General features: G+C 61.2%; 14 protein-coding genes and 4 pseudogenes. 8 read left to right on the top strand and 10 right to left on the bottom strand.

Annotated elements, in window-relative coordinates; translation table 11 throughout:
* The first annotated feature begins 33 nt into the window (after positions 1 to 33).
* The 7 genes and pseudogenes from ACV959_RS07155 (at position 34) to qatD (ending at position 9249) form a co-directional block, all read left to right on the top strand.
* Positions 34 to 2679 (top strand): AAA family ATPase, encoded by a 2646-nt coding sequence (locus ACV959_RS07155; protein WP_475739194.1) that lies wholly within the window; start codon positions 34 to 36, stop codon positions 2677 to 2679.
* A 417-nt stretch (positions 2680 to 3096) separates the two neighbouring features.
* Positions 3097 to 3639 carry a KAP family P-loop NTPase fold protein gene (locus ACV959_RS07150; protein ID WP_475739193.1) on the top strand — a complete coding sequence of 181 codons (543 nt, stop codon included), beginning with the start codon at positions 3097 to 3099 and terminating at the stop codon, positions 3637 to 3639.
* A 56-nt stretch (positions 3640 to 3695) separates the two neighbouring features.
* Positions 3696 to 5292: pseudogene (istA, locus tag ACV959_RS07145) on the top strand (IS21 family transposase).
* A pseudogene (istB, locus tag ACV959_RS07140) lies at positions 5195 to 5821 on the top strand (IS21-like element helper ATPase IstB); the annotation flags it as partial. The pseudogenes istA and istB, both read left to right, overlap by 98 nt.
* A 525-nt stretch (positions 5822 to 6346) precedes the next feature.
* On the top strand, positions 6347 to 8449 hold the full coding sequence (locus tag ACV959_RS07135; RefSeq protein WP_475739192.1) for a recombinase family protein: 2103 nt from the start codon (positions 6347 to 6349) through the stop codon (positions 8447 to 8449).
* Between the two features lie 7 nt (positions 8450 to 8456).
* Positions 8457 to 8558: pseudogene (locus tag ACV959_RS07130) on the top strand (ATP-binding protein); the annotation flags it as partial.
* A 118-nt stretch (positions 8559 to 8676) separates the two neighbouring features.
* Entirely contained in the window at positions 8677 to 9249 is a 573-nt protein-coding gene (qatD, locus tag ACV959_RS07125; protein ID WP_475739191.1) for a Qat anti-phage system TatD family nuclease QatD, read from the top strand.
* A gap of 31 nt (positions 9250 to 9280) precedes the next feature.
* Here qatD and ACV959_RS07120 read toward each other — a convergent pair whose 3' ends face one another.
* From ACV959_RS07120 to ACV959_RS07090, 7 genes and pseudogenes are all read right to left on the bottom strand, one after another.
* Entirely contained in the window at positions 9281 to 10480 is a 1200-nt protein-coding gene (locus ACV959_RS07120) for a GIY-YIG nuclease family protein (RefSeq protein WP_475739190.1), read from the bottom strand.
* Positions 10473 to 12527 (bottom strand): DEAD/DEAH box helicase, encoded by a 2055-nt coding sequence (locus ACV959_RS07115; protein WP_475739189.1) that lies wholly within the window; start codon positions 12525 to 12527, stop codon positions 10473 to 10475. Before ACV959_RS07115 ends, ACV959_RS07120 begins: the two co-directional genes overlap by 8 nt.
* The gene (locus ACV959_RS07110; RefSeq protein WP_475739188.1) at positions 12524 to 14239 is read right to left on the bottom strand and encodes a GmrSD restriction endonuclease domain-containing protein; all 1716 of its coding nucleotides are present in this window, start codon (positions 14237 to 14239) and stop codon (positions 12524 to 12526) included. The genes ACV959_RS07115 and ACV959_RS07110 overlap by 4 nt, the downstream gene beginning before the upstream one ends.
* 20 nt (positions 14240 to 14259) lie before the next feature.
* Positions 14260 to 15681, bottom strand: a complete 1422-nt coding sequence (locus ACV959_RS07105) for a type IIL restriction-modification enzyme MmeI (protein WP_475739611.1) — start codon at positions 15679 to 15681, stop codon at positions 14260 to 14262.
* The gene (locus ACV959_RS07100) at positions 15605 to 16948 is read right to left on the bottom strand and encodes an IS1380 family transposase (protein WP_475737583.1); all 1344 of its coding nucleotides are present in this window, start codon (positions 16946 to 16948) and stop codon (positions 15605 to 15607) included. Before ACV959_RS07100 ends, ACV959_RS07105 begins: the two co-directional genes overlap by 77 nt.
* Positions 16949 to 17078: 130 nt before the next feature.
* Positions 17079 to 18680 (bottom strand): annotated as a pseudogene (locus ACV959_RS07095) (DNA methyltransferase); the annotation flags it as partial.
* Positions 18677 to 18970: a HigA family addiction module antitoxin gene (locus ACV959_RS07090; RefSeq protein WP_475739187.1), complete on the bottom strand. Its 294-nt coding sequence runs from the start codon at positions 18968 to 18970 to the stop codon at positions 18677 to 18679. The gene ACV959_RS07090 and the pseudogene ACV959_RS07095, both read right to left, overlap by 4 nt.
* Positions 18971 to 19328: 358 nt before the next feature.
* Between ACV959_RS07090 and ACV959_RS07085 the strand changes: the two genes are divergently transcribed.
* On the top strand, positions 19329 to 20513 hold the full coding sequence (locus ACV959_RS07085; protein WP_475739186.1) for a DUF932 domain-containing protein: 1185 nt from the start codon (positions 19329 to 19331) through the stop codon (positions 20511 to 20513).
* Positions 20514 to 20579: 66 nt separating this feature from the next.
* On the opposite strand, the gene ACV959_RS07080 is transcribed toward ACV959_RS07085, so the two are convergent.
* Genes ACV959_RS07080 through ACV959_RS07070 form a run of 3 tightly spaced genes read right to left on the bottom strand, consistent with a single transcriptional unit; the run spans position 20580 to position 24030 of the window.
* On the bottom strand, positions 20580 to 21581 hold the full coding sequence (locus ACV959_RS07080; RefSeq protein WP_475737032.1) for a tyrosine-type recombinase/integrase: 1002 nt from the start codon (positions 21579 to 21581) through the stop codon (positions 20580 to 20582).
* Positions 21578 to 22492: a tyrosine-type recombinase/integrase gene (locus ACV959_RS07075; protein WP_475739185.1), complete on the bottom strand. Its 915-nt coding sequence runs from the start codon at positions 22490 to 22492 to the stop codon at positions 21578 to 21580. Before ACV959_RS07075 ends, ACV959_RS07080 begins: the two co-directional genes overlap by 4 nt.
* Positions 22486 to 24030 carry a tyrosine-type recombinase/integrase gene (locus tag ACV959_RS07070; RefSeq protein ID WP_475737034.1) on the bottom strand — a complete coding sequence of 515 codons (1545 nt, stop codon included), beginning with the start codon at positions 24028 to 24030 and terminating at the stop codon, positions 22486 to 22488. Before ACV959_RS07070 ends, ACV959_RS07075 begins: the two co-directional genes overlap by 7 nt.
* Positions 24031 to 24072 lie beyond the last annotated feature (42 nt).

The following is a 24072-nucleotide window of genomic DNA, read 5'->3' as shown; positions in this document are numbered from 1 at the left end:
CCATGGGAAACAACCGGCAACACCAGACGCGGCATGAACAAGGGCGAAACAGTGGAAGCGCAGGAGAACGATCTTTCGAATGAGGCGGCGGCGCTCGCCGATATCCTGAAATGGTCGACCGATCTCCCGGGCTGGCAACGGGACGCACTACGTCGCCTTTGCAGCCAGACCAAGCTGGAGGCAGCCGACATCACAGCGCTTGTCGCGATCTGCAAGGGCGACGCGGCGGCCGCCCCGCTCGATGCCAGTCACGTGAGGGACCCTGCAGCCAGTCACGCCGTCGTTAGCCTCGGCGCGCTTCATAGCCTGTCTCATGTCAACGCGCTGGCGCCGGGCGAACGCCTCTCGTTCGGCAAAACAGGCCTGACCGTGATCTACGGCGACAATGGCGCTGGCAAATCCGGCTACGCGCGCGTCCTCAAGCAACTCTGCCGAGCCCGCTCGCCGAAAAGCGACGCAATTCTACCGAACATCTACGCGGCTGGCTCCGGCATCCCAGCTGCCAGCGTCGACTTTTTCATCGGCGGACAAAAGCGAAGCGCATCATGGACACAAGGAAACGCGCCTGACTCAATGCTATCAGCTGTCAGCGTTTTCGATTCGCGCACGGCTAACGTCCACGTCGAGAACACCAACGATCTCGCCTACACACCACTGCCACTCCGAATCCTCGCCGGTCTCGCGCAGGCATGCCAGGATGTGAAGGCGAAGCTGACTGCTGAGATAAAGGCACTCCAAGATCAAACGCCCGTGATCCTATCGAAACCCGAATGCAACATGGACACGCCGGTCGGCAAATTGGTCGCCAGTCTCTCAGGCAAATCAAACCGGGAAACCGTCGAAAAGCTCGCGGGTCTGACGGCAGAAGAAGCGACCCGACTTCAAACGCTAAATACCGACCTTGCCAGCGACCCTGCGCGCACGGTTCGCCAGCTCCAGAACCAGGACATTCGTATCAGTTCCGCGATCAAGCAACTCGAGCGGCTGACGGCCGCCGCTACGGACGAAAGCCAGGCAGCGCTACGCGCGGCCCACACGCAACTTGCAACTTCGCGCTCTGCCGCCGCAGCCGCCTCCGCGAATCTGTTCGCCGATGAACCTCTGCCCGACATCGGCTCCAACGTCTGGAAGGCCCTGTGGGAGGCGGCCCGGGATTATTCGCGCGCCTCCGCCTTTCCCGACCGCCCGTTCCCTGTAACCGAGATTGGCGCCCATTGCGTCCTTTGCCAGCAGCCGCTCACTGAGGAAGCCTCGAAGCGGCTCAGCAGCTTCGAAACTTTTGTGCAGGACGAGAGCAAGCGCCGTGAACAAGAAGCCGTTGACGCCTATGAAAAGAAGCTCGAAGAGGTCTCGTCGCAAGCCCTCTCGATGAAGGACCTCGTCGCGATCGTTGCGACGATCCGCGATGATGTTGGCCAGGATGAAGTCGCGAACACCCTTCGCCGCGAGATCCTCAATCTCGCTTGGCGCCTGCGTGCCATTCTGCGGACCCACAGCCTCGCGACCCAGCCGGCTCTACCGCCAGCAGCGACCATCGCGCTTGATCCACTTCGCACCGTCCTCAGCGGCATCGCGACGCGTATCGAAGGCCTGCAGTCGGAAGCCAGTTCACCGCAGCGCGCCGCGCTCATCGCCGAGCGTGACAGCCTTGCTGACCGCAAGTGGCTCGGCGTGGTGAAATCCGACGTGCTTGCCCAAATAGAGCGCCTCAAGGCCATTGAGGCGATCGAGAACGTCAGCAAGGACACGACCACAAACAAGATCACGACCCAGAGCGCCCGTATCGCGCAAGCTCTCGTCACCAACCGCTTGCGAGGGAGGTTCGCGATCGAGGTAGACAAGCTCGGCGTCGCGGGCCTCGCCATCGAACTTCAGCAGGCAAAAGCCACAGCCGGCGTCCCCTTCTTCCAGGTCCGGCTGATCAACAAGCCGAACGAACCGGTCGGCAAGGTCCTCAGCGAAGGCGAACACCGTTGCGTCGCGCTGGCCGCATTTCTCGCGGAGCTGTCGACCATCGATGCGCAGTCAGCGATCGTGTTCGACGATCCCGTCTCCTCGCTCGACCATTTGCATCGCGACAGGGTCGCCGCTCGATTGGCCGAGGCCGGGCAGACGCGCCAGGTCATCGTCTTCACCCACGACATGGCGTTCTTGCTTCTTCTCGATGAAGCCTGCCGGGCGACCAAAGATCGTGACGCAACGCCCGTGGCGTACCGCTTGATCAGTCGCGGGACGGAAAATGCGGGTCATTGTCATCAGGACCCGCCGGCCAACGTCATGCCGCTCGACAAGGTAATCGGCGGAATGAGGGCGCATCTCGGCCACGTGAAAATCCATAATGAACGCGGCGACCAGGCGAAATGGCTGCGCGAAGTAACGTCCTTTCAGGATCAACTTCGCACGACTTGGGAGCGCGCTGTCGAGGAGGTTGTAGGGCCTGTGATCCGCCGCCTATCCCGCAAGGTGGACACGACGGGCCTCATCAAACTTACCGTCCTCACGGATGCCGATTGCTCCGCCATGCGGGAGGCGTTTGGGCGTTGCTCGGCGCTCCTTCACAGTCAGCCCGGTGAGATCAATCCCAGGCTGCCCGCGCCACCGCTAATTGAGGTCGAAATCGACGCACTGGAAAAGTGGATCGCCGATATCCGTTCGAGGCAGGAGAAGGCGGCGTGGTGACGAGCTATCGGACCATTCGGCCCGACATCGGAGGTGCCCCATAATCGTGAAATGGTCCGAGCTGAAGCGAGCTTCCGACGTTATCCAGGCCGTCTGGCACGGGTCTAGCGTTGTTTTATGCAAGAGCTTGTGGACAAATGAGAAATTGCGACGATTTGGGCGAGCGCATGGGGGACAACGACACAGCCTTTGCCGATCGCTTGCCTAGTCCCTAAGTAGCCGTCGCGGCCTCGAACGCAATCAACCCAACTTTGCGGCAAGCGCTTGCTCCGGGCTTCTAACCCCGGGCTAAACCTACATTGCAACAGCCGTTCAGCCGCTGTTCCGCCTCGGCACAGCTCGCTATACAATTGCGCCTTGGGAAAATGGCTAAATTGGCCGAGTCGAGCCGTATCAAGCAAACCGGCGGGGAAAAGCATGTTCTTGAACGACCACGAGACGGCAACCGATCTTCTTTACTACGAATCTATTGCCAAGACAGTTGTCAAGCTGATCCGCCAAACGCCTGATACACCGATTACTATCGGTGTGCATGGCGACTGGGGCGCAGGAAAGTCCAGCGTCCTGAAGATGACCGAAAGCGCCTTTGTCGGCGACGAACGCGTCCTTTGCCTCTGGTTTAACGGGTGGACGTTCGAAGGCTTCGAAGACGCCAAGACAATTGTTATCGAAACCATCGTCGACGAATTGCGTCGCGCCCGCCCCAACTCGACTAAGGTCGCGGACGCGGCGAAGAAGGTCCTGAAACGCGTCGACTGGCTCAAGATCGCCCGCAAGGCCGGCGGGTTCGCGTTCACCGCGGCGACCGGAATCCCGACCTTCGATCAAATGAAGGACCTCTACGGCCTCGCAACTTCGGTGCTCGCCAAGCCCCGCGACCACATCTCCATCGAAGACCTGAAGTGTGTTTCGGCGTGCAAAATTGACCCCCTGATCCGGGGGATCGGCGTGCAAAATTGACCCCCTGAGAATTGTTTGCAGGTCTGTCCGCTTTGGCGTCGAGCGGGCGGTGGGGGATGCTGGTTGTGGAGACGATCGGACGGATCAGGCGCGAGGGCTTACAGAAGGGCAAATCGATCAAGGCGATCGCGCGCGATCTGAAGATATCGCGCAACACGGTCCGCAAGATTTTACGGTCGGGTGAGACGGCATCTTCCTACGAACGGGATGTCCAGCCGCGTCCAAAGCTCGGAGCCTGGAAGGAAGAACTCGACCGGATGCTCGCGGCGAATGGGACCAAGCCGGCGCGCGAGCGGCTGACGCTGATCCGGATTTTCGAGGAGCTTCGGGCGCTCGGCTATGCCGGGGGTTACGACGCGGTGCGGCGCTATGCCCGGCAATGGGCGCGCGAACATGCGAGCGAGACGGCAAGCGCCTTCGTGCCGTTGTCGTTCGCGCCCGGCGAAGCCTACCAGTTCGACTGGAGCCACGAGATCGTTCTGATGAACGGCGTGACCATGATCGTCAAGGTCGCGCATCTGCGTCTTTGTCACAGCCGGATGTTTATCGCCCGGGCCTATCCGCGCGAGACGCAGGAGATGGTCTTCGACGCGCATGAGCGCGCCTTCGCCTTCTTCAAGGGCGCCTGCGCACGTGGCGTCTACGACAACATGAAGACGGCGGTCGAAACGATCTTCGTGGGCAAGGACCGGCAATACAATCGCCGCTTCCTTCAGATGTGCTCGCACCATCTCGTCGAGCCCGTGGCCTGCACGCCAGCGTCTGGCTGGGAAAAGGGTCAGGTCGAGAATCAGGTCGGTCTCGTGCGTGAGCGCTTCTTCACGCCGCGCCTGCGGTTCAAGACCTTTGACGAGCTGAACGCCTGGCTGATGGATAAATGCATCGCCTACGCCAAGGCGCATGCCCATCCGGAGCGCGCCGACAAAACGGTCTGGGAGGTCTTCGAGGAGGAGCGCCCCCGGCTCATTCCCTATCGCGGGCGCTTCGACGGATTCCACGCGCTGCCGGCGTCCGTGTCGAAGACGTGCCTAATCCGCTTCGACAACAACAAATACTCCGTGAACGCCAGCGCGGTTGGCCGCCCGGTCGAGATTCATGCCTACGCCGATCGCATCGTCATCCGGCAGGATGGAAGGATCGTCGCGGAACACGCCCGCTGCTTCGGGCGCGGCGAGACGATCTACGACCCCTGGCATTACGTCCCGGTTCTGGCGCGAAAGCCCGGCGCGTTGAGGAATGGCGCGCCGTTCAAGGATTGGGTGTTGCCCGGCGCGCTCGAGCGCGTCCGCCGCAAGCTCGCCGGATCCGACGACGGCGATCGTCAAATGGTCGCCATTCTCGCCGCCGTGCTCACGGACGGCTTGCCGGCGGTCGAGGCCGCCAGTGCCGAGGCGCTGGAAAATGGCGTCTACTCCGCCGACGTCGTCCTCAACATTCTCGCGCGCCGGCGCGATCCCGAACCCGCCGCGGTCATTGCAACTCCGGAGGCCTTGCGGCTGACGCACGCCCCGATCGCCGACTGCGCCAGATACGACCAGCTCAGGAGCGCATGACCATGGAACGAACCGAAGTGCTCGACATGATGGGGGAACTCAAGCTCTATGGCATGCGGAGCGCTTACGACGAGACGTTGGCGACGGCGCTCAAGCGTAAACATGAGCCGCAGCGTCTGGTCGGCGACCTGCTCAAGGCCGAGATATCGGAAAAGCAGGCGCGCTCGATCAAATACCAGCTCACCATCGCCAAATTGCCGCTCGCCAAGGACGTCGACGACTTCGACTTCAAGGACACACCGATCAATGAGGGGTTGGTGCGCGATCTCGCCGGCGGCGCCTTCATCGCCCAGCAGCGGAACGTCGTGCTGGTCGGCGGAACGGGCACAGGCAAGACCCATCTGGCGATCGCCATCGCCCGAAGCTGCATACGCGCCGGCGCGCGCGGGCGCTTCTACACCACGGTCGATCTGGTCAATCGGCTGGAGGCGGAAGCGCGCGGCGGACGGCAGGGACGGCTCGCCGATTACCTGACCCGCCTCGACCTCGTCATCCTCGACGAACTCGGTTATCTGCCCTTCGCCCAGGCCGGCGGCCAATTGCTGTTCCATCTGGTCAGCCGGCTCTACGAGCGCACCTCGATCATCGTCACGACCAACCTCGCCTTCGGCGAATGGCCGAGCGTCTTCGGCGACCCGAACATCGCAGAGTAACACAATCCTCGAACGGCTCGGATGCGTGATTACGGTCACGGAATCTCGACACTCCCTTTTTGGTCAGAAGCTTACGGTTTTATCGGAGCGTTCTGGGCGGGGTCCCGCCTTTGTTGTTGTCGCGTTGCCGGACGGACGAAAGCGTTCAATCCGGATTGCCTCGACGGACCTCGGCGGAGCGTCCAACGGCATTGACACAACGCCGCCAAAGCTACCCCGCGTCAGCGTGCGCACGCTGATCCCATTGACGCAGCATTTGAGCGCGAAGCTGTCCCTCCTCGCCGAGGAGGTGATTCGCGATGACCCTACAAACTCTCTCGCGTCGCGTAGCGTCTCTACCCCGGTCGATCCCGGTCTGCGCATCCGACCGGCTCCAGACAGCATCTCCAGGACTTTGGCCGAACCTGCCGGCCGAAGCCCAAGCGCAAATTGCTCAGCTGATGGCGCAGCTCATGCGTCGCATGCAGCGGGCGGAGGGCGCAGCAAGAAGGGAGATCGCTCATGCTGATGACATTGAATGTCGCTGACGAGCGTCTCACCACGGCGCATCGCGCCAAGCTCGCCTACATCTACGTCCGGCAATCGTCAGTGAACCAGGTGCGTCAGCATCAGGAGAGCACGGAGCTGCAATACCGCCTCGTCGAACGAGCCGTTGGGCTCGGATGGCCTCGCGAGCGGGTTCAGGTCATCGACGAGGATCTGGGAAAATCCGGCGCCGGCGGCGTCGAGCGCCACGGCTTCCAGAAATTGATCGCTGAAGTCGGCCTTGGCAACGCTGGCCTGGTGGTCAGTCTCGATGCGTCGCGCTTGGCGCGCAACAATCGCGACTGGCATCAGCTCTTGGAGCTTTGCTCGGTGTTCGGCGTGCTCATCGCCGACGGCGAGCGCCTCTATGACCCGAGACTCTATCACGACCGCTTGCTGCTCGGGCTGTCCGGCATCATGAGCGAAGCGGAGCTGCATCAGATTCGCATGCGCCTGCACCAAGGAGAACGTCAAAAGGCGGCGCGCGGCGAACTCCGGCTCCCCTTGCCGGCCGGGCTCGCCCATGACCGCGCGGACGCGATCATTCTCAACCCAGACGAAGAGGTGCAGGCGCGCATTCGTCTCGTCTTCGCCAAGTTCCGAGAGCTGCAGAGCGCCCGCGCCGTGATGCGCTTCCTACGGGCGAACGGATTGCCGCTGCCGGTGCGCCCCGTTCTTGGACCGAGCCCGCATGACGTCGTCTGGCAGGAAGCCGATAGCGCGCGCGTTCGTAATATTCTTCAGAATCCCGCCTATGCTGGGGCCTATGTCTACGGTCGTCGGCAAAGGGATCCGACCCGATGCCGCCCCGGATCTCTCCGGGGAACCGTCAAGGTGGCTGTCTCGGACTGGGCGGTTTGCTTGAAGGCCGCGCACCCCGGGTACATCAGCTGGGAGGAGTTCATGGCCAACCAGCGGCGCTTGGCCGACAACGTCAACCGTTACGAGGCGGGACACGCCGGCGCACCGCGTAAGGGCTCGGCGCTGCTGCAGGGCGTCGCCATTTGCGGGCGCTGCGGCCGCCGCATGAGCCTACGCTACACCGGCCCGAACGGCGATTATCCGGTCTATTGCTGCCGATCCGATCGGGATCAGCGTGGCGTCGCCTTGTGCCAGGAAGTGCGAGCCTTGCCGGTCGACGGGTTCGTCGAACGCGTTCTCCTCGACGCGCTCGCCCCGGATAGGATTGCGATCGCGATCGCGGCCATGGGCCAAATAGAGGAAGAGAGCCGACAGCTTGAGCGGCAATGGGCGCTCCGCCGCGAGCGCGCCCGCTACGAGGCTGAACGGGCGCGCCGCCAATATGACGCAGTCGAACCCGAAAACCGGCTGGTGGCGCGCTCGCTTGAACGCGCATGGGAAGACAAGCTGCGCGCCGTCGAGGAGATCGACCGGGAGCATGCGCGCTGGCGCTCCGAGGAGCCGCTCGTCCTGCATGAGGCGGATATCGCCTCGCTACGAGCGCTGGCCGAAAATCTGCCGCACATCTGGCGTGCGCCGACCACTTCGCCTGCTGACCGGAAGCGCATTCTCCGCTTCATCATTCGCGAGGTGATCCTTGACCAGAAAAGGGTGCATGGGCAGGTATGGCTGAGGATTTTGTGGCAAACCGGCGCGACGAGCGAGCATTGCTTGCCGCGCCACGTGCAGTCCTACCGCGACCATGTTGATCTCGAAGGACTGCGGCGCAGGATTACGCAGCTCAACGCCGACGGCAAGATGGACAAGGAGATTGCGGAAGTCCTCAATCACGAGGGCTTTGTCGCAGCACGCGGTTGCGCATTCAGAGGCGGCAATGTGTGGTTGCTGCGCAAGCGCTGGGACATTGCGACGGTAAAGATCAATGGCGTGAACCCGAACCCGCCGCAGTGGTCCAACGGCAGCTACTCGATCCAAGGCGCGGCGACCGCGCTCGGCGTGACGACACAAACGGTCTTCGACTACCTTGCACGCGGCCTGCTGGTGGGGCATCAGCTCACGAAGGGCCAGCCATGGCAAATTGACCTCTCCCCGGAACAAGTTGATAGGCTGCGCGCCCATGCGCAACGCATAAGGCGTTCGAAAAAGGAGGCATCATGAAAGCGTCGGCGATCCGAAAATGACGACCGCGCTGCTCGATCGGCTGACCCACCACTGCGACATCGTCGAAACCGGCAACGAGAGTTGGCGCTTCAAGAACCGCCTCTGATCACGCCGCCGCGCGCATCGTAACTCCAGTCGGGCTACGCCCTCCTTCCGTCACGACGCGCGCAACAAGGGGTCAGTTTTGGACGCCGATACGGGGTCAAACTTCAACGCCGATTGACATGCATCCACAGCTGGTTGCCGAGCGTGAGGCCGAGCTGCCCCTGTTCGAGCGGTATTTGGTCGAAGCGCGCTATGTCGGCGAAGTCGGGCTCGACGCCGGTCCACGCTTCTATCGGAGCTTCGAGGCTCAGGAGAGGGTGTTCGCGCGCGTGCTGGCCGCCTGCGCCGAACAGGGCGACAAGATCCTGACGATCCATAGCGTCCGCGCCGTCGGCAAGGTGCTCGACCATCTCGACCGCGACCTGCCGCCAGACCGTGGACGCGTCGTCCTGCACTGGTTCACAGGAACTGCAGCGGAGGCGCGCAGAGCTTCCGAGCGCGGCTGCTACTTCTCGATCAATTCGGAGATGCTGCGCTCGCCGAAGCACCGGCAGCTCGTGGTCAGCCTCCCTCCCGACCGTTTGCTCACCGAGACCGACGGTCCCTTCGTCACATCGGAGGGTCTACCGGTTCGGCCCCGAGCTGTGGCGCAGACCGTCGCCGATCTCGCAAAGTTGCGCGGGGAGACGGCAGAAGCGATGGCGCTGCGAATCGTGAGCAACCTACGCGCGCTAGTAACGACTGGGACGTGAGGAAGACGTCCCATCAGTGTCGCTCTAGAACCTAACGCTCGTGGCTAACCAGCCTCGCAGTCTTCGGGTCGTATACATATCCCGTGATGGTGCCGTCCCTAATCCGGTTCACCGCCTCATCGACGGCGTACAAGGGCACCAGAAACCATTCCTTCGGCACGATTGGTCGGCCAAGCCGGTCCATGATCTCGACATCGAGGCGCGCCGCTCCGAAGACCTTGTGGATCAGGGTTTCGAGCTTCGACCGATTGATGTTGTAGAGTTCGTAGGTTGCCACGATCTCGACATCCGCCATGAGATAAGTCGGGTCGAGGCGCGCGTTGGCGATGCGCCGTTCGACACTGCCGCCGGTGACGCCGATCTTGTGCAGAACCGCTCGGTTCTCTGCGACCACCGGGTGGTCGGACTTGCTCCGCAACACATAGATCGTGCCGCTTGCCTGATCGCTATCGTCGGTCTGGTCGTCGAACAGCGGGCCGGCACTCGGCTCCGTAATCCGTCTTCCGGCTTCATCTTTGTAGAGGGCACGCTGGAGTGACCGAAGCAGCAGATCGCTTTCGGTACCGTTGGAATAGATCACGCGGAGGCGCGCATCGGTCTCGCCGTTCGGCGCCTTAATGGGTTCACCGACTTCAGCCACATAGGCTGTCTGGCCGCCAAGAATGAAGAACTGGCCGGCCTGAATGTCGGCTTTCAGAAAACCGGCATCCTTGACGAACCGCCTCGTGGTTCGGCGCCCGCTCTCAAGATCGGCCTGAACCTGTTGGAACAGGGGCTTGAACGACTCGAAATCCACGCACTTTTCGCGGTTGGCAATTTCCTCAGCTTCCCGTTTCTCGGCGCTGGTCCGCACATGACGTAGCTTGGTGATATCAGACGAACCGGCCGCGCCCTCCAGTTCGGCGAGCAGTTCGTCTTCGTCCATCTCGTCTGCTGGGGCGGCAGCAACGAGTTGTGTGGCTGATATCAGCCCCTGGTGATCGAGCGGCAAGAGCAATGACCTGCACTCTTCCAGCGTGCGCAGGCGGTCGAGCCGCACGGCATAAAGCCGCTCGAAAATGTCGCCGCCCTCCCCGTGCCGGGGCGGATGCCCCTTCTTCTCAACAAACCGCTGAATCTCCTCGAAGCCAGCGATGATGCGTTCCTCGCGGGGTGAACGGCCGCCCTTCTTCTCCGGCTGCGCGAATTCGTCGAGCTCCGACCGAAGTTCATCAAGGTCGAAGTCACTCATAGCGACCCTCATCCTTGAATCGGACGAATGCGGCGGCGCCTTCCGCCAAGTGCTTTTCCCAGGCGTCGGGCGAGCTGATCGACGGCAGTCGCCCGCGCTCGCGCTTGAACTCGACCGCGCGTTTGGCGATCACCTTGGCCTCTTCTGGCGTCAGGCTGGTACGCTTGGCCGCGATCGCTGCGGCGACCTGTTTCAGGCTCTCTTCGCTCATCGTCTTGGCGAGGATGGCATAGGCTTCACCGAACGGATTGACTCGGTCGATCAGGTCGATGTCGAGCTCCTTCACGTCCATCGCGAATTTGCGAACACCGTCGACGAAAGCAGTGTTGCCTTTTTCCTCGCCCAGCGTGCTGCCCGCCGCGACTTCCTTAGCCTTCTGAGTCAGGTTCAGCGCCGCCACCGCGTGCTGACGCACGGCTTCCTGATCCTCCGCGTCGAGGTGCGGGAACTTGTCCTTGACGATCTTGCCCATGCGCACCTGGGTCAGCTCCTCGGGAACCAGTTCCTCGTCGAAGAGGCCGCGCTCGATCGTCGTCTTGTCCTGCACGAAGGCCGCGATCACCTCGTTCAGGTCCTCCTGGCAGATGCGCGTCGCTTCGTCGCTCTTCGGCGTGGCCAGCCCCTTTATCTCGATCTGGAACTTCCCAGTTTCCTCGTTGAACCCGACGTTGCACTTGTTGGGATCGTAGCCGCCCTCGCCATAGTCGAAGCCCGATGCTGGCTGGTTCTGCGGGTTCTTCGGCCTGAACTCGAAACGTGGCGCCAACACCTGCTCCATCAGCAGGCTGGCCGCAATCGCCTTTAGCGTATCGTTGACAGCCTCGGTGACGATGTCGTCGGCCGCGGCCGGCTCAGCAATCAGGTTCGAGAAGCGAGCGCGGATCTTCCCCGGCGCATCGCGCGTCGCACGGCCGATGATCTGAACTATCTCGGTCAGGCTGGAGCGATAGCCGACCGTCAGCGCGTGCTCGCACCAGATCCAATCGAAGCCTTCCTTCGCCATGCCCAGCGCGATAATGATATCGACATGATCGCGGTTGTTCTTCTGCGCAGGATCCTTCAGCGCGGCAGACACGCGGTCGCGCTTGGCGGGTTCGTCGTCGACGAGATCGGCGATGCGAAGAATCCTGCCGTCGGCCGTCTTGACCAACTGGAAGCCGGTGGCGGGGTCGGTCCCCTGCCAGGCGCCCAGCTCCTCGATGATGTGCTCCACCTCCTTGATCTTGTCCTTCGTGCTTTCGCGCGAATTCACGTTCGGGATGTGGATGATCGTCTTCTCGGCTGGGTTCAGCACCTTCAGAATGTCGTCGGCGTAGGAATCCGAATAGAAGAAATACCCGATGTCGAGCTGCTTCAGATACTGATAGCCGTTGAGCTGCTCATAGTAGGTGTAGGTGACGCTCTCGAACTTGCCCTCGTCCTGCGGCGCCAGCACCGCCTCGGCGTCACCCCGGAAGTAGGAACCTGTCATCGCGACGATATGCACGCGGTCACGCGTGATGAACTCGCCCAGATGCAGGCCGAGCTTGTTGTCGGGGTTGGCAGAGACGTGGTGGAACTCGTCAACCGCAATCAGCCGGTCGTCGAAGGCTTCGATCCCGAATTTGTCGACCGCGAAGCGGAACGTCGCATGGGTGCAGACAAGCACCCTATCGTCGCTTTCCAGGAAGGCGCCGAGCGAGTTAACCTTGCCGCCATTGTCATTGCCGGGCGCGTCGCAGAGGTTCCACTTCGGCTCGACGCGCCAGTCGGCCCAGAAGCCGTGCTCGCTCAACGGCTCGTCGTGAAAGCTGGCGCCGATCGATTTCTCCGGCACGACGATGATGGCCTGCTTGACGCCCTGATTGGCGAGCTTGTCGAGCGCGATGAACATCAGCGCGCGGCTCTTGCCCGAGGCCGGCGGCGATTTGATCAGAAGATATTGCTCGCCGCGCTTTTCGAAGGCGCGCTCCTGCATCGGGCGCATGCCCAATTCGTTGGCCTTTGTCGAGCTGCCGTTCGAGGCATAGGAAACGGAGACCGATGGGACGGAAAGTTTAACAGTCATGCGGTCGGTTCCACGCCATCGCAAAGCGCTTTCATATCCGCCTCGATGAGCTTGGCTCGCTCGTCCAGGAACATATCGTAGTTGTCCGAAACAAGTGCGCTATAAGGAATGAGGTGGGTCGCCAACCGCCAGCGGACGGTTTCCTCACCCAAATTTGCGGCCTTGGCGCGTTTCGCTACATAGTCGCTGGGGGCCGCTGAGCTTTTGTTTCGATTTGTGAGCCCGGTAATGAGCGCGCAGTTTAACGCGCGGTTCGCTAATGCGTCGTCTCTATCCACCTTCAGATACCCACAAGAATAGAGGTGATCCAGCTCACGAGCAGCTATGTTGTTACGGCCAATAGGTGTTCCATCGGCAAAGTCTTGCGCTTTGCGTCTGAGCGAGGTGGCGAGGATTGCGCGCGGGAGTCGATCCTTGCGCCCCGGCCAGCCAGCGACCTTGATTTCGTCGAGGTCGGGTAGGCGGAAAGCAGCCGTGTCAAACAGCTCGCAAGTGACGTTCGGAGTTGTTCCGTCGATCATGCCCCTCAGGGTCTTGTAATCGGCGAAGGCGCGCGTCGCGGAGGTTTTTCCATAGCGGTGGGTGAAACATGCACGCCAAAGCACTTTCCGGATGATCTGTCGAGCGTTCCCTTCCTGATCAAGCTTCAAGTTCGAAGCGACCGCCCAGAGCGCGCAGGTCAGATAGACGGCCACATCGCTCGGGAGAATCTTCTCGTTGAACAAGGCCTCGTCACTGAGGAACTGAAGGCCTCTCTCGATGCCGGCCACGACTTTGGGCCAGACACTGGCGAGACCCTTGCCGAAATCTTCTTCGAGGTACGTCTTCTTGATAGGCGGCTTGTCGAGCAGCAATGCTGTCATCGCTAGAAGGATATCTTCTATGCGACCGTAGTCCTTCGCCGCGGGTGCCGACTGAAGAAGAGCTTCCACCTTGTCGTGTAATGATTCGCCTACTCCTTCTTCGACTTGAGCCACGACTATGTCGTAGTCCTTCAGTGGTGATGCTGAGGTGTTCATATTGATGAACACCTCTAAAGCCGTCTCGCGAGACGTCCCGACAGGCAGGGAGAGGAACGGAAGCGAGTAACCAAGAACGCGCTTTCTCAATTCGCTAGCCAGGTCTCCGATCTCGTCAGTGAATGCATTTCCTGCGCGCAAGGAATCGCGCCAAGCCTTGAATGAAGTTTCACCGATGTTGCCCGGGCGGAAGATCGAGATCGGTGCCAGGCCGCGCTTGATACATTCCACAGAGTCGTCGGCCCAGACTGGTCTCCGGACTCCTTTATGTGTCCAGCGCTTCTCGATCTCAATCAGATCACCGCCATCCTCATCGTCTTCTGAGACGGTCTTCGGTTCGCCCCCGTCCGTCATAGGCACCAGTCTGACGAAGACCTTCAGATCCTCGTAGTTGTCGGTTAGCGAGCGCCAGAGCGCCGTCATACGCTGCTGTCCATCAAGGATGTGCATGCTCGGGCGGGCCTCGGATTTCGGGGCTCCAACGATCGGGCGCGAATGAAAGAGCTCCTTGTCGCCGACCTCCAGTACAAGCAGCACGCCGACGGGCAGTGACGGCGAGCGCATGATATTTTCGAACAGACCAGCGATCTGATGCGGTCGCCACGCCTCATGGCGCTGAAAACGGGGTAGCTTTACCTGACCCTGTTCGATCATCGAGAACCACGCCTCGATCGTCTTGCTCCGTGCTTCCATGCCGCCCCAGCTCCTTATCGCTATTGCTTCTTCATTTTTCGGGGCTCGCCGTTGTCCGCCGCCCTCGCGGTCATCTTCGTATAGAGCTCAAACAGCTTTTCGAGCCGCTCAGTGTCGTTCTTGAACCGGCGGCCGATATAGATGCGCTCGAGCACCTCATCGTTGCGCTCGTGCGCCGCGCGAAGGTCCGCTGGCATTGCTTCCGGATCATAGAGATCGGCGATGGTAGCGGGGAAATGCGCCTCACGTACGAGCAGGATGTCTTCGGCGCAGCGCGTCAGATCGGCCTTGTTCTTTTCGGTGAGCGTGGGGATAGGAAACGTATTCCAGCCGAGCGTGTTAGAATAGCGGAAGTCTGTTTTCATCTTCCCGCAGACAGTGGCTATCCAAACAAGATGCAGGCGAGATGCGATCAGCGCGAGATTCCATAGGGGAGCGTCATAGAGTGCGAACGCGAGATTCGATACAATCGTTCCTTCCGGTCGAAACCCCACCGGGAGATATTCCCTGTTCTCCGAAGAGACACTCGGAACAACGATTGTCGTTTCAACGCCGATTTGTCGTACTTCACCGAAGCGGTACGCACGCGAAGCCAACGCTCTTGTTGTTGCCCTATCTGAGGCAGCGCGTTGCAGACGAACAGCTTCGAAGCGCTCGCGCATCCACCGATTTGCCATCGCCCGATCAGCGTTCTCATCATTGACCCATACACAGCGTCGCTCAATACCTCTGATAAACTCCTGTGACCCTAGGAACGGACGGATAAATTCTGCTGGAACGCTATGAGCGGAAACCACTTTTCTTGCCTCGGCGCTCGTGAGCAAAAGATGGCCTCCATCGTTGGCCATACTGCCAAAGCCCATTTCTGCGATATTGGACATTGGTTTCGAGCGGGCGCCAACGACAATGTTTGCGGCAGGAACCAAATACGGATTTATATTGTCAACTTGGCGCACAGAGGTTTTTGCACCGTCAGACACAAGGAGATGTCGTTTTGCTAGCACTTGTTTCGAAATGCCAATAATAACAACGGTAACGCCAGCGTTATGACTGGCGAGGTTGGCCCACTTGAAAGATGTATATGCAAAGGCAATTTCATGACCCGTGGAATAGATCAGCGGCCATAGAGTTTCTACCTGGCGTCCTTGGGAAACTGAATTCGTGCTCACAAATGCACTGACAGTTGTCGTGCTAACCCGTCCTATTCGCGCAGCCGCCGAGATTCGCCGAGTTTTTCCGCGGCATGATCGTGGACGCGGGTCCGCTTTGCGTTTTACCGCTGGGTAAGGTGCGGGCTTTTTGAACGCGTTGGAGTTGAAACGATGGCCTATCTGGGGCTTGCGGACGTAGGCTCTGCCCCGTCGTTCACGGTCCTGCCGACTGTAACGCGCCGGCCAAATATCGGAATAGGCCGGCTTGTGGGCAAGCGCTGGCCAGCGCAAGCCGGATGCGGCTTGCAGCCTCGACGATACGCGCGCCAATCTTGAGCAGCTTCTCGCGCAAGGTGGCAAATTCGGCGACGGCGAGCGGGTGGGGTTTTGGAATGGCGTCGCGCAGTTCGAGCATCAGCCAATAGGCGGCTGTATGAAGGAAGAGCCGCATCTGATTGGCGAGCGGCGCCCGGCAGGAGGTGCGATCCGACGCCAGCTGGCTCTTGTGCAATTTGATCAGATTTTCCATCTGGCCGCGCGCGCAATAGAGCGTGTCGTAGATATGTTCGGGCGAGCCATTTGCGATGTTGGTGACAACATAGCGAATATCGAGCCCCAGTTCCGTCGCTTCGATGCGGGCGCAGACGCGGCGCTCGGCCCGCCAAGATCTGGCGCCGTAGTTCGTTTCCGCGTAGCCACGTAGGACAGGCATCTGTTCCAACGCGCGACGGGTGCGGATATCGTCGGCCCTTTCTTCGACGGCCGCGGCGAGAAGCTTATTGCCGGACAGGCCGAAAACATAATCGAGGCCATTGTCCTCGCACCAATCCATCACCTCGCGGCGGCCATAGTGGCCGTCGCCCCGAATGGTGATCTTGGTCGTCGGCCAATGGGCGCGGATGCGACGGATGATGCGGCGCAAATGACCGCACGCTTCCTTGCCCGTCGGCGTCTTCCCCGGACGTAGAATGATGGCGACAGGGCGTCCAGTCGCGGTGTCGTAAATATGGATCGGCAGGAAGCAGCGCTCATCGTAATGCGCGTTGAACAGCGACAGTTGTTGATGACCATGCACGACGTCGCAGGTGTCGTCGATATCGAGCGTCACGGCTTCCGGAGGCGAGGCGTAGCTGGCGCAATAAAGATCGATCAGCACGCGGCCGAGCTTCACGATTTCGCGCAAGGTCGGCGCATTCTCCCAACGCGACATGGTCGGCTGCGAACACAAATCGTTCCCGGTATCGGGCAAGCGCCCGCAGGCGATCTTAAAGGCCGGATCCTTGCGGAGATGATCGAGATCGTCCGCATCCTCGTAACCGCAGGCGATAGCAAGAATGCGCGCGCGAAAAATGCTGGCGAGCGAATGGGTGATCAACAAAGGATTACGCGGATCGGCAATGACCGCGGCGAGCTTGTCCGCCAGGCCCAGACGATGCTCGGCTTGCCCCAAGAGCATCACGCCAGCATCCGAGGTGATGCGGCCACCATCGAAGGCTGCAGTGATCTTCTTGCGGCCAACGGCTGGAAACGAGAATGGGAGGAGGTTATCTTCGGTCATGGCGGGTGTGGCTGCGATGCGATGGCGTGAGGGATCAGCGTAAGCAACTAATCCATACACTAATTCAATGTCTTACGCTACGCTCGCCAACCCAAAATGACCTCATCGCTGAATAAGATGGGCTAAGCCCATAATCGGCCGCCCTCATGAACCATCCGGACACATAGTCAAGCGATCCCCAATTTTTGGTCCGCCCCTCAAAAATTGCCTGCATGTCGGATTTCTGAGAAGGCGTTTGTCCCTGGCTGCCCTTGTATGGCGGATTTCCGCAGATGTATGTCTCGCCACCTTCGTTCTCGAAGTCGATCTGTGCCTGATTGAGCGGTGTGTGGAACAGGTCGTCGGCATGATACTTCACGCCAGTTCCCGTGGGGGGGCAGATGCTGAGCCAATCGAGCCGCAGAGCATTGCCGCAGGTAATCCAGTTCTGCGCATCCAGCGGCAGGAAATCGCGAAGCGCTTCCTTTTGGCCGCGATAAAGCACGTCGCATTGATATTCGGCGATGATGAGCGCCAGGCGCGCAATCTCGGCCGGGAAGTCGCGCAGCTCGATCCCTCGAAAGTTCGTCAGCGGTATTTCAGTGGGTCGGTCAGGCTCATCGCGGCGGCGGTTGATCTCGGCCTCGATCGCCCGCATTTCCTTGTAGGCGATGACGAGGAAATTGCCCGAGCCGCAGGCCGGATCGAACACGCGGATCTTCGACATGCGCTTGCGCAGGTTGAGCAGCACGCGCGCATTGTCGCCCGCCTCGTCCAGCTTCGCGCGCAGATCGTCGAGAAACAGCGGGTTTAGCACCTTCAGGATGTTCGGCACGCTCGTGTAGTGCATGCCGAGGGCGCCGCGCTCCTCATCATCGGCCACCGCCTGGATCATCGACCCGAAGATGTCAGGGTTGATCTTTTTCCAATCGAGGCTGCCGATGTGCAGCAAATAGGATCGGGAGATGCGGCTGAAGCGCGGCACGTCGGTGCTGCCGGAAAAAAGCCCGCCGTTCACATAGGGAAAGCGATCGGCCCAGCGCGGGATGCCCACGGACGCTCGTTCATTCGTCCTGGTGTTCATGGCGCGAAACAGCGTTGCGATCACCTCATGGGTGTTCGACGAGTCCTTCGCGCTCATCGTCTCGACGGCGGAAGTGAATGCGCCGCCGCCTTCGAAGATATCGGTATCCTCAGCGAAGAAGCAGAAAATCAGCCGCGCCATGAAGTGATTCATGTCGTGCCGGCGCTGCGCCGCGCCCCATTCGGGATTGTCCTTCAGCAGCTCGACATAAAGCCGGTTCAGGCGGCTCGTCGCGCGAATGTCGAACGAACTTTCGCGGACCTGCTTGACCGTGGTGATGCCCGCCAGCGGCAGGAAGAAACCGAAGTGGTTCGGGAAATCCGCATAGGCGCAGGAAATCGGCGCGTCGTCAGTCGTGAGGTCTTCGGCCTCGAACAGCTCGCCATCCGTCGCAAGCACAAAGCGCGCCTTCGCACGCGCTGTAGCCGGGCTCGCCTTCAACGCCCCCAGCGTGCGAGTCACATCGCCCAGTTTGCAGGTAGCGATGTGGATGTTGTTCGTCTGAAGCACGCCGCCGAGGTCGGACTTGTTGGACTCGCCCTTGCGCAGGCGTTTGAGCGTGGTCTCCTTGTTTCCGAACGCTTCGAGGAACGCGTAGGGGAATTCCTCGGCGTCGAACGGCCGCTCCGCCAGCGCCGAGATGGCTTCTTCGATCTCGACGGCGTTCATGCGCGCCCCTGCATGTCGTTGGGGACGCCGGTAAAGGGCCGCACGTCGATGCTATCGGCCTTGTGCATCGCCTCGGTCAGCTCGTGATCAAGTTGCCGCATCAGCCACTCGCGGGCCGGCGTGCCGAACGCCTTTTCCAGCCGGATGGCCATTTCCGGCGAAATGCCGGAACGCGCGTTGAGGAGATTGCTGAGGGTCTGGCGATCGACGCCAAGCACGCGTGCGGCGTCGGTCACACTGAGCCCGTGTTTCTCGAGGCATTCCTGCCGAACCGCTGATCCTGGGTGCATTGCCTTACCGACTCGCCTAGTTCATTCATGAGCGTATAGTGACAATCGACACTCGACAACGGCGGATGTAGGGAGTTCGACCAAAGGGGCCTTTAGAGCGGATGATCCATCGAAGTGTTGGTATCTAGCTGAAGACGAACGGATTTGATCCCGCCGATTGAGAGTGAGCCATCCGCTAATTGAGATCAATGGCCTGTGGGGAAGGCCTTCCCCTGCGGCCGAGCCCCTTGCTCTCAGCGGACCCCTTCTGCGGGGAGTACCCCCGCAACGCCCCCGAGAGTGAGAGTGCCGGCCGGGTGTTCCGTGACGGGTTGAGGACCGAGAGAGAAGCTCCCGGCGCCCGTCATGGAGAAGCCCCATGACCCAGGTTGAGATTCTGGACGCCGCGCGCGGCGCCGAGGCCGGCTACAAGGTGGATCCGAGCTGCGGCGCGCGGATCGGCCGCGTATCATCGGAGTGGTTTTCACGCCCGGCGGATGAACGCTATCTGTCACTGTCGGAGCTATTTGCGGCCGTCCATGGCCGGACCGAACGCAGCCGGACACGGACGGTGGAGAGCGCCGCGATCCGTGTGGAAGCAAGCCGCGACGATTCCGAGCGACTCGCGCTCCTGCTCCCGGGCTCGGACGCGTCCATCACTCCGACGCATTGGAGTTTCGGCCAGCTCGCGAGTCTTGTTGGCGCGCCGGCGACCTATCTGCGCCAGCTGCCGGCGCCGCTCGCCGGCATCAATCTGCAATACGGCCTGACCTCCCACCGCGCCGAACAGGTCAAGACGCTGGAGATCGAAGACGGCCGCGTCGAGCTGCGCGCCGTGACCGGTCCCGATTACGGCCGAATTTACGATCACGAACTCATATCCGCGGTGCAGCGCATTGCGGGCAATGGGACGGGAGACACGCGCTGGAAGGTCCCGGGCGTGCTGGACTGGTCGACTGGGATATACAACCCCAATGTCGACGTCACGCAGGACACGACGACGCTCTACGCCTCCGATCGCGACGTTTTTCTCTTTCTCGTCGACGATCTGAACCCGATTGAAGCTGGCCGGTTGCCGGACGGCTCGCCCGACCTCTTCTTTCGAGGCTTCTACTGCTGGAATTCCGAGGTCGGCGCCAAGACGCTTGGCATCGCAAGCTTTTATCTGCGGGCCGTCTGTCAGAACCGCAATCTCTGGGGTGTGGAAGATTTCGAGGAGATCACGATCCGACATTCCAAATACGCGGCGTCGCGCTTTGCGCATGAGGCCGCGCCGGCGTTGACGCGCTTCGCCAATTCCTCGCCCATGCCTTTCATCAATGGCGTCAAGGCGGCGAGGGAGCGGATCGTCGCGCGCAATGACGACGACCGCACGGAGTTCTTGCGCAAACGCGGCTTTTCGAAAGCGGAGACCGCGAAGATCATCGACACCGTGCTGACCGAGGAAGGGCGCAAGCCCGAGAGCGTCTTATGCCGATATCGGCATAAGACGCTTTATGCCGACTTCGGGATTATGCCGAGTAGCGCCCCCGATCCGCCGGTTTTGCTTGAAGCTGCAGCCTGATTTACTCGGCATAATTATGGTCCCTCGGGTTGTTGCGACCCGAGGGACCGGTTCATCGATCAACCGCTATTTTGCGCGCTGGATGTCAGCAAGGCTCGCCAGCAGCCTGTCGGGTGGGCGAAATCTACCTTGCTGGATCGTTGGCGGCGCGTGCGCAGCGAGCACAGCAAGCTTTTCCGCAGGGTCGACGCGGAGATAGGCTTCTGTGCTTTGCAGGCTTGCGTGGCCGAGCCAGAGGGACACCTTGCGGATGTCGCCGGTGGCAGCGAGCGTGTGCATGGCGCAGCTGTGCCGCAGCACGTGCGGCGTTACCCGCTTTCGCAACAGCGAAGGCTGCTTTTGGGCGGCACTGTCGACGTGCAGCGCCAATCGATGCGCAAAACCGTCACGGCTCATGCGCTTGCCATCTCGATTGAGAAACAGCTCAGGAGCCGAGGCTTCCGGGCGCACCGCAATCCACGCCCGCACAACCGCCTGCGTCTCGCGCCATAGCGGTAACACGCGCTCGCGCCGCCCTTTTCCAAGAATGCGTATTGTCGCGAGCGAGTGATCCGGGAAGTCTGCGATGCGCAACGAAAGCAGTTCGGAGACACGTAATCCGGCGGCATAGGTCAAGTGCAGCATGGCCCTATCCCTTGCGCCGCCTGGTGTCCGCGCATTGGGAGCGGCCAGCAAAGCCTGTATCTCCTCCCGCGTCAGATGGTCGATCAACGCCTTGTCGGTCCGCTTCATCGGCAACGCCCGGATTCGCATCGCTTGTTCAAGGCAGACCGGGACCTTGTACTCGACATAGCGGAAGAACGATCTGATTGCGGCAAAGCGGGCGTTGCGCGATCTGGCGACGTTGCGCCGCTCGCCTTCTATGTGGTCGAGAAACTTCAGCACAAGTTCTGGGTCGATATCTTCGATAGCGAGATCGCTCGGCCGCCGCTTGAGACGGTCGGCGGCGAAGCGCGCCAGCAGGGCGAAGGCATGGGCGTAGCTCGCGACGGTATGTGGGCTGGCGTTGCGCTCTCGCGGGAGGTGCTCACGCAAGAAAGCCGTCAGATGGAGAGCAAGGGCTGTCATGCCGCGTCCTCCCTAAACAACCGCTCGCTGGCCACGGCGATGCTGCGCATTAGGACCGGGGTCGCCTCCAGATACCAGTAGGTGTGCGCGATGTCCGCATGACCGAGGTATGTGCTGAGCGCCACCATATGATTGGCGACGATCTGCCGATCATGCGCGCAAGACTCAAGCGAGCGTACAGCAAAGCTGTGCCGCAAGTCGTGCAGACGCGGCCCCGATGTCCCTGTCGGCCCGCGCAGTCCGAGGCGACGCGCGATCTGGACGAACACGACGTGCGCCCTGACCTTGCTTGGCGCGCGCCCGGTTTTTATGATGAACAGATCAGCGCCATCGCCTCCCATTCTGTTCCGGATGGCGATGTAATTGGTCAGCGCCTGTCGCGTCGTCGCGTGGATCGGCAACAACCGGCTCTTGTCGAACTTGCCGTTCCGAACGACCAGGCCATCCTCGGTGAGATCATCGCATTGCAGCGCCAGGGCTTCCGAGATGCGGAGCCCTGTCGCCGCCAACAGGCCGAAGAGATGGTGGTAGGTAATCGGACTGATCGAGCCACTGGGAGGAAGATCCAACGCCGCATCCATAATGGCGCGAATTTGGTCAGGCTCCAGAAGATGGGGGGCCGGACGCGGTCGCTTGCCTCGCCCGAAGGCGCCGGCGGGAGGGACCTCGTGCTGCGGGTCTTCGGCGTTGAGGAACGCGCAAAAACGCCGGACGGTGTCGAAGCGCGATCTCGCCCGAACAGGGGAGGACGCCATTGAGCACCAGTCGTGGACGCGGCTGATGCGCGTGTGCCGGTCTCCGTGCGCCTCAGCGTAGTCGGCAAACAAGCGGAGCGTCCGGCTTTGTTCGCTGAAATTGAGCCCGAGCCGGCGATAAAGGGCGACGTAGCGCGTCGCATCCTCACTCAGCATGACGCCTCTCCCGGCCAGGGCTGCGCGACCCGCATGAGCATCGGCACATCGACCTTAGCATAGATGGCGGTCGTGCCGGGCGATCGATGTCGCAGGACGGCGCCGACCGACTCCAGGCTGGCTCCGGTCCGCAGCATTGAGGTCGCCAATGAATGTCGGAACAGATGCGCCCCAGTGGGAACGCCTTCGATTCCGCCTCGCGCCAGAATGCGGGAGACGATGCCGGCGATCTCTGAGGATGACGCGAGCGGGGTGAATGGCGCCTGGACGCGCAAAAATAGATGCTCCTCCGTAACCAGCGGACGGCCGCGCTCGATATAGGCGAGCATTGCGTCGCCCACATCCTGCGGCAGCGGCAGGCTGACGGAGCGACGTCCCTTTCCATGCACGGTCAGCAGCGCGTTCGTCCAATCGACGTCGCTGATCCGCAGCCGGCGGATGTCGCCGGCCCGCAAGCCGAGCCGCGCCAAAAGAAGGACAATTGCCCGATCGCGAAGGCCGACTGGCGTCGCGGTTCCGCACGACGCAATGATCCGCTCTATCGTCGAGGGGCTGGCGTATCTTGGAAGGGAAGCCAAGCGCCGCCGTGCAACCGACGGCACCGCCAGGCAAAGCTCGGGACGGCACTCGCTCCTTGCGGCAAGGAAACGGAGGTAGCTTCGCAGCACGGTTGCCGTCATCCGTACCGACGAGCGGGAACGGGACGGCGCTTGGCTCAGGACCACGTTCCGGATTGCCGCCGCGTCATACACGGTCGGATCGGCGCCCAGGCCATGAATCCACCGCGACGTTTCGTGGAGATAACGATCGATCGTCTGATCGGTTGCTCCGCAGTGCTGCTTGAGCCAGAAGCGAAACTCGGCAAGCCGAGGGTCTTCTACCGGCATAGCCGCTGCGCCGGTCGACGCGATGACGCCTTGGTCCTTCAGGAATGCGAGAAACCGACGCGCCCCTCGCCGCCGCTTCTTCTCGCCGGATTCCTCCAGCTTGGCGCCCTTGCGCCCGATCGAGCAGCGGCAGTCATGCTGCACAAAGCGTTCGACGACGGCTTCGTCGACATCGCGCCATCGAAGCCGCGAAATACGGACCCAGACGGCGAAATGTTCAGCTGCCGAAAAAATTACCCGCCGCGCCCAACAGCTGTATCCCAAAGCCGTGAGCCGATCCGCGTAAGACGACAGATGTGCGGCGATGTCTTCTACATCGTCGGTGCGGGGAACATCGCCGCGATCCTCCAGGAAACGAACAAACCGCCCGACCCGGCTGATGTAGGCCGGATTGATCAACTGCTTCGGGCTATAGCGAGGGCAGCGGCATCTGTGCTTCGCAAAGCGATGAACGACAGCCATGTCCACGCTGCTGATGGCAATGCGGTTGCGATTGAGCCAGAACAAAAAGTGGCGGGCGGCGCTTCCGCAGCTCACGAAGGAGGACGTTCCTCGCATCGGTTCAAGAAACTCCGCCAACGCATCCGTTGAATCACGGGTGGCGCGATCAGTCTGCGGGTGACCGGATAAATCGCCAGCATCGAATGTCATGTTCGTCCCTTCGGGTTGTTGCGACCCGAGGGACCATAATTA

The sequence above is a fragment of the Methylocystis sp. Se48 genome, assembly GCF_056269425.1.
The sequence above is the reverse complement of the archived record's forward strand: the minus strand, read 5'-3'. Positions and strand labels throughout refer to the sequence as shown.

Bases quoted from the DNA above. Each gene is read 5' to 3' on its own strand.
- ACV959_RS07155 (WP_475739194.1), top strand. From the start codon at position 34: ATGAACAAGGGCGAAACAGTGGAAGCGCAGGAGAACGATCTTTCGAAT.
- ACV959_RS07150 (WP_475739193.1), top strand. From the start codon at position 3,097: ATGTTCTTGAACGACCACGAGACGGCAACCGATCTTCTTTACTACGAA.
- ACV959_RS07135 (WP_475739192.1), top strand. From the start codon at position 6,347: ATGCTGATGACATTGAATGTCGCTGACGAGCGTCTCACCACGGCGCAT.
- qatD (WP_475739191.1), top strand. From the start codon at position 8,677: ATGCATCCACAGCTGGTTGCCGAGCGTGAGGCCGAGCTGCCCCTGTTC.
- ACV959_RS07120 (WP_475739190.1), bottom strand. From the start codon at position 10,480: ATGAGTGACTTCGACCTTGATGAACTTCGGTCGGAGCTCGACGAATTC.
- ACV959_RS07115 (WP_475739189.1), bottom strand. From the start codon at position 12,527: ATGACTGTTAAACTTTCCGTCCCATCGGTCTCCGTTTCCTATGCCTCG.
- ACV959_RS07110 (WP_475739188.1), bottom strand. From the start codon at position 14,239: ATGGAAGCACGGAGCAAGACGATCGAGGCGTGGTTCTCGATGATCGAA.
- ACV959_RS07100 (WP_475737583.1), bottom strand. From the start codon at position 16,948: ATGACCGAAGATAACCTCCTCCCATTCTCGTTTCCAGCCGTTGGCCGC.
- ACV959_RS07090 (WP_475739187.1), bottom strand. From the start codon at position 18,970: ATGCACCCAGGATCAGCGGTTCGGCAGGAATGCCTCGAGAAACACGGG.
- ACV959_RS07085 (WP_475739186.1), top strand. From the start codon at position 19,329: ATGACCCAGGTTGAGATTCTGGACGCCGCGCGCGGCGCCGAGGCCGGC.
- ACV959_RS07080 (WP_475737032.1), bottom strand. From the start codon at position 21,581: ATGACAGCCCTTGCTCTCCATCTGACGGCTTTCTTGCGTGAGCACCTC.
- ACV959_RS07075 (WP_475739185.1), bottom strand. From the start codon at position 22,492: ATGCTGAGTGAGGATGCGACGCGCTACGTCGCCCTTTATCGCCGGCTC.
- ACV959_RS07070 (WP_475737034.1), bottom strand. From the start codon at position 24,030: ATGACATTCGATGCTGGCGATTTATCCGGTCACCCGCAGACTGATCGC.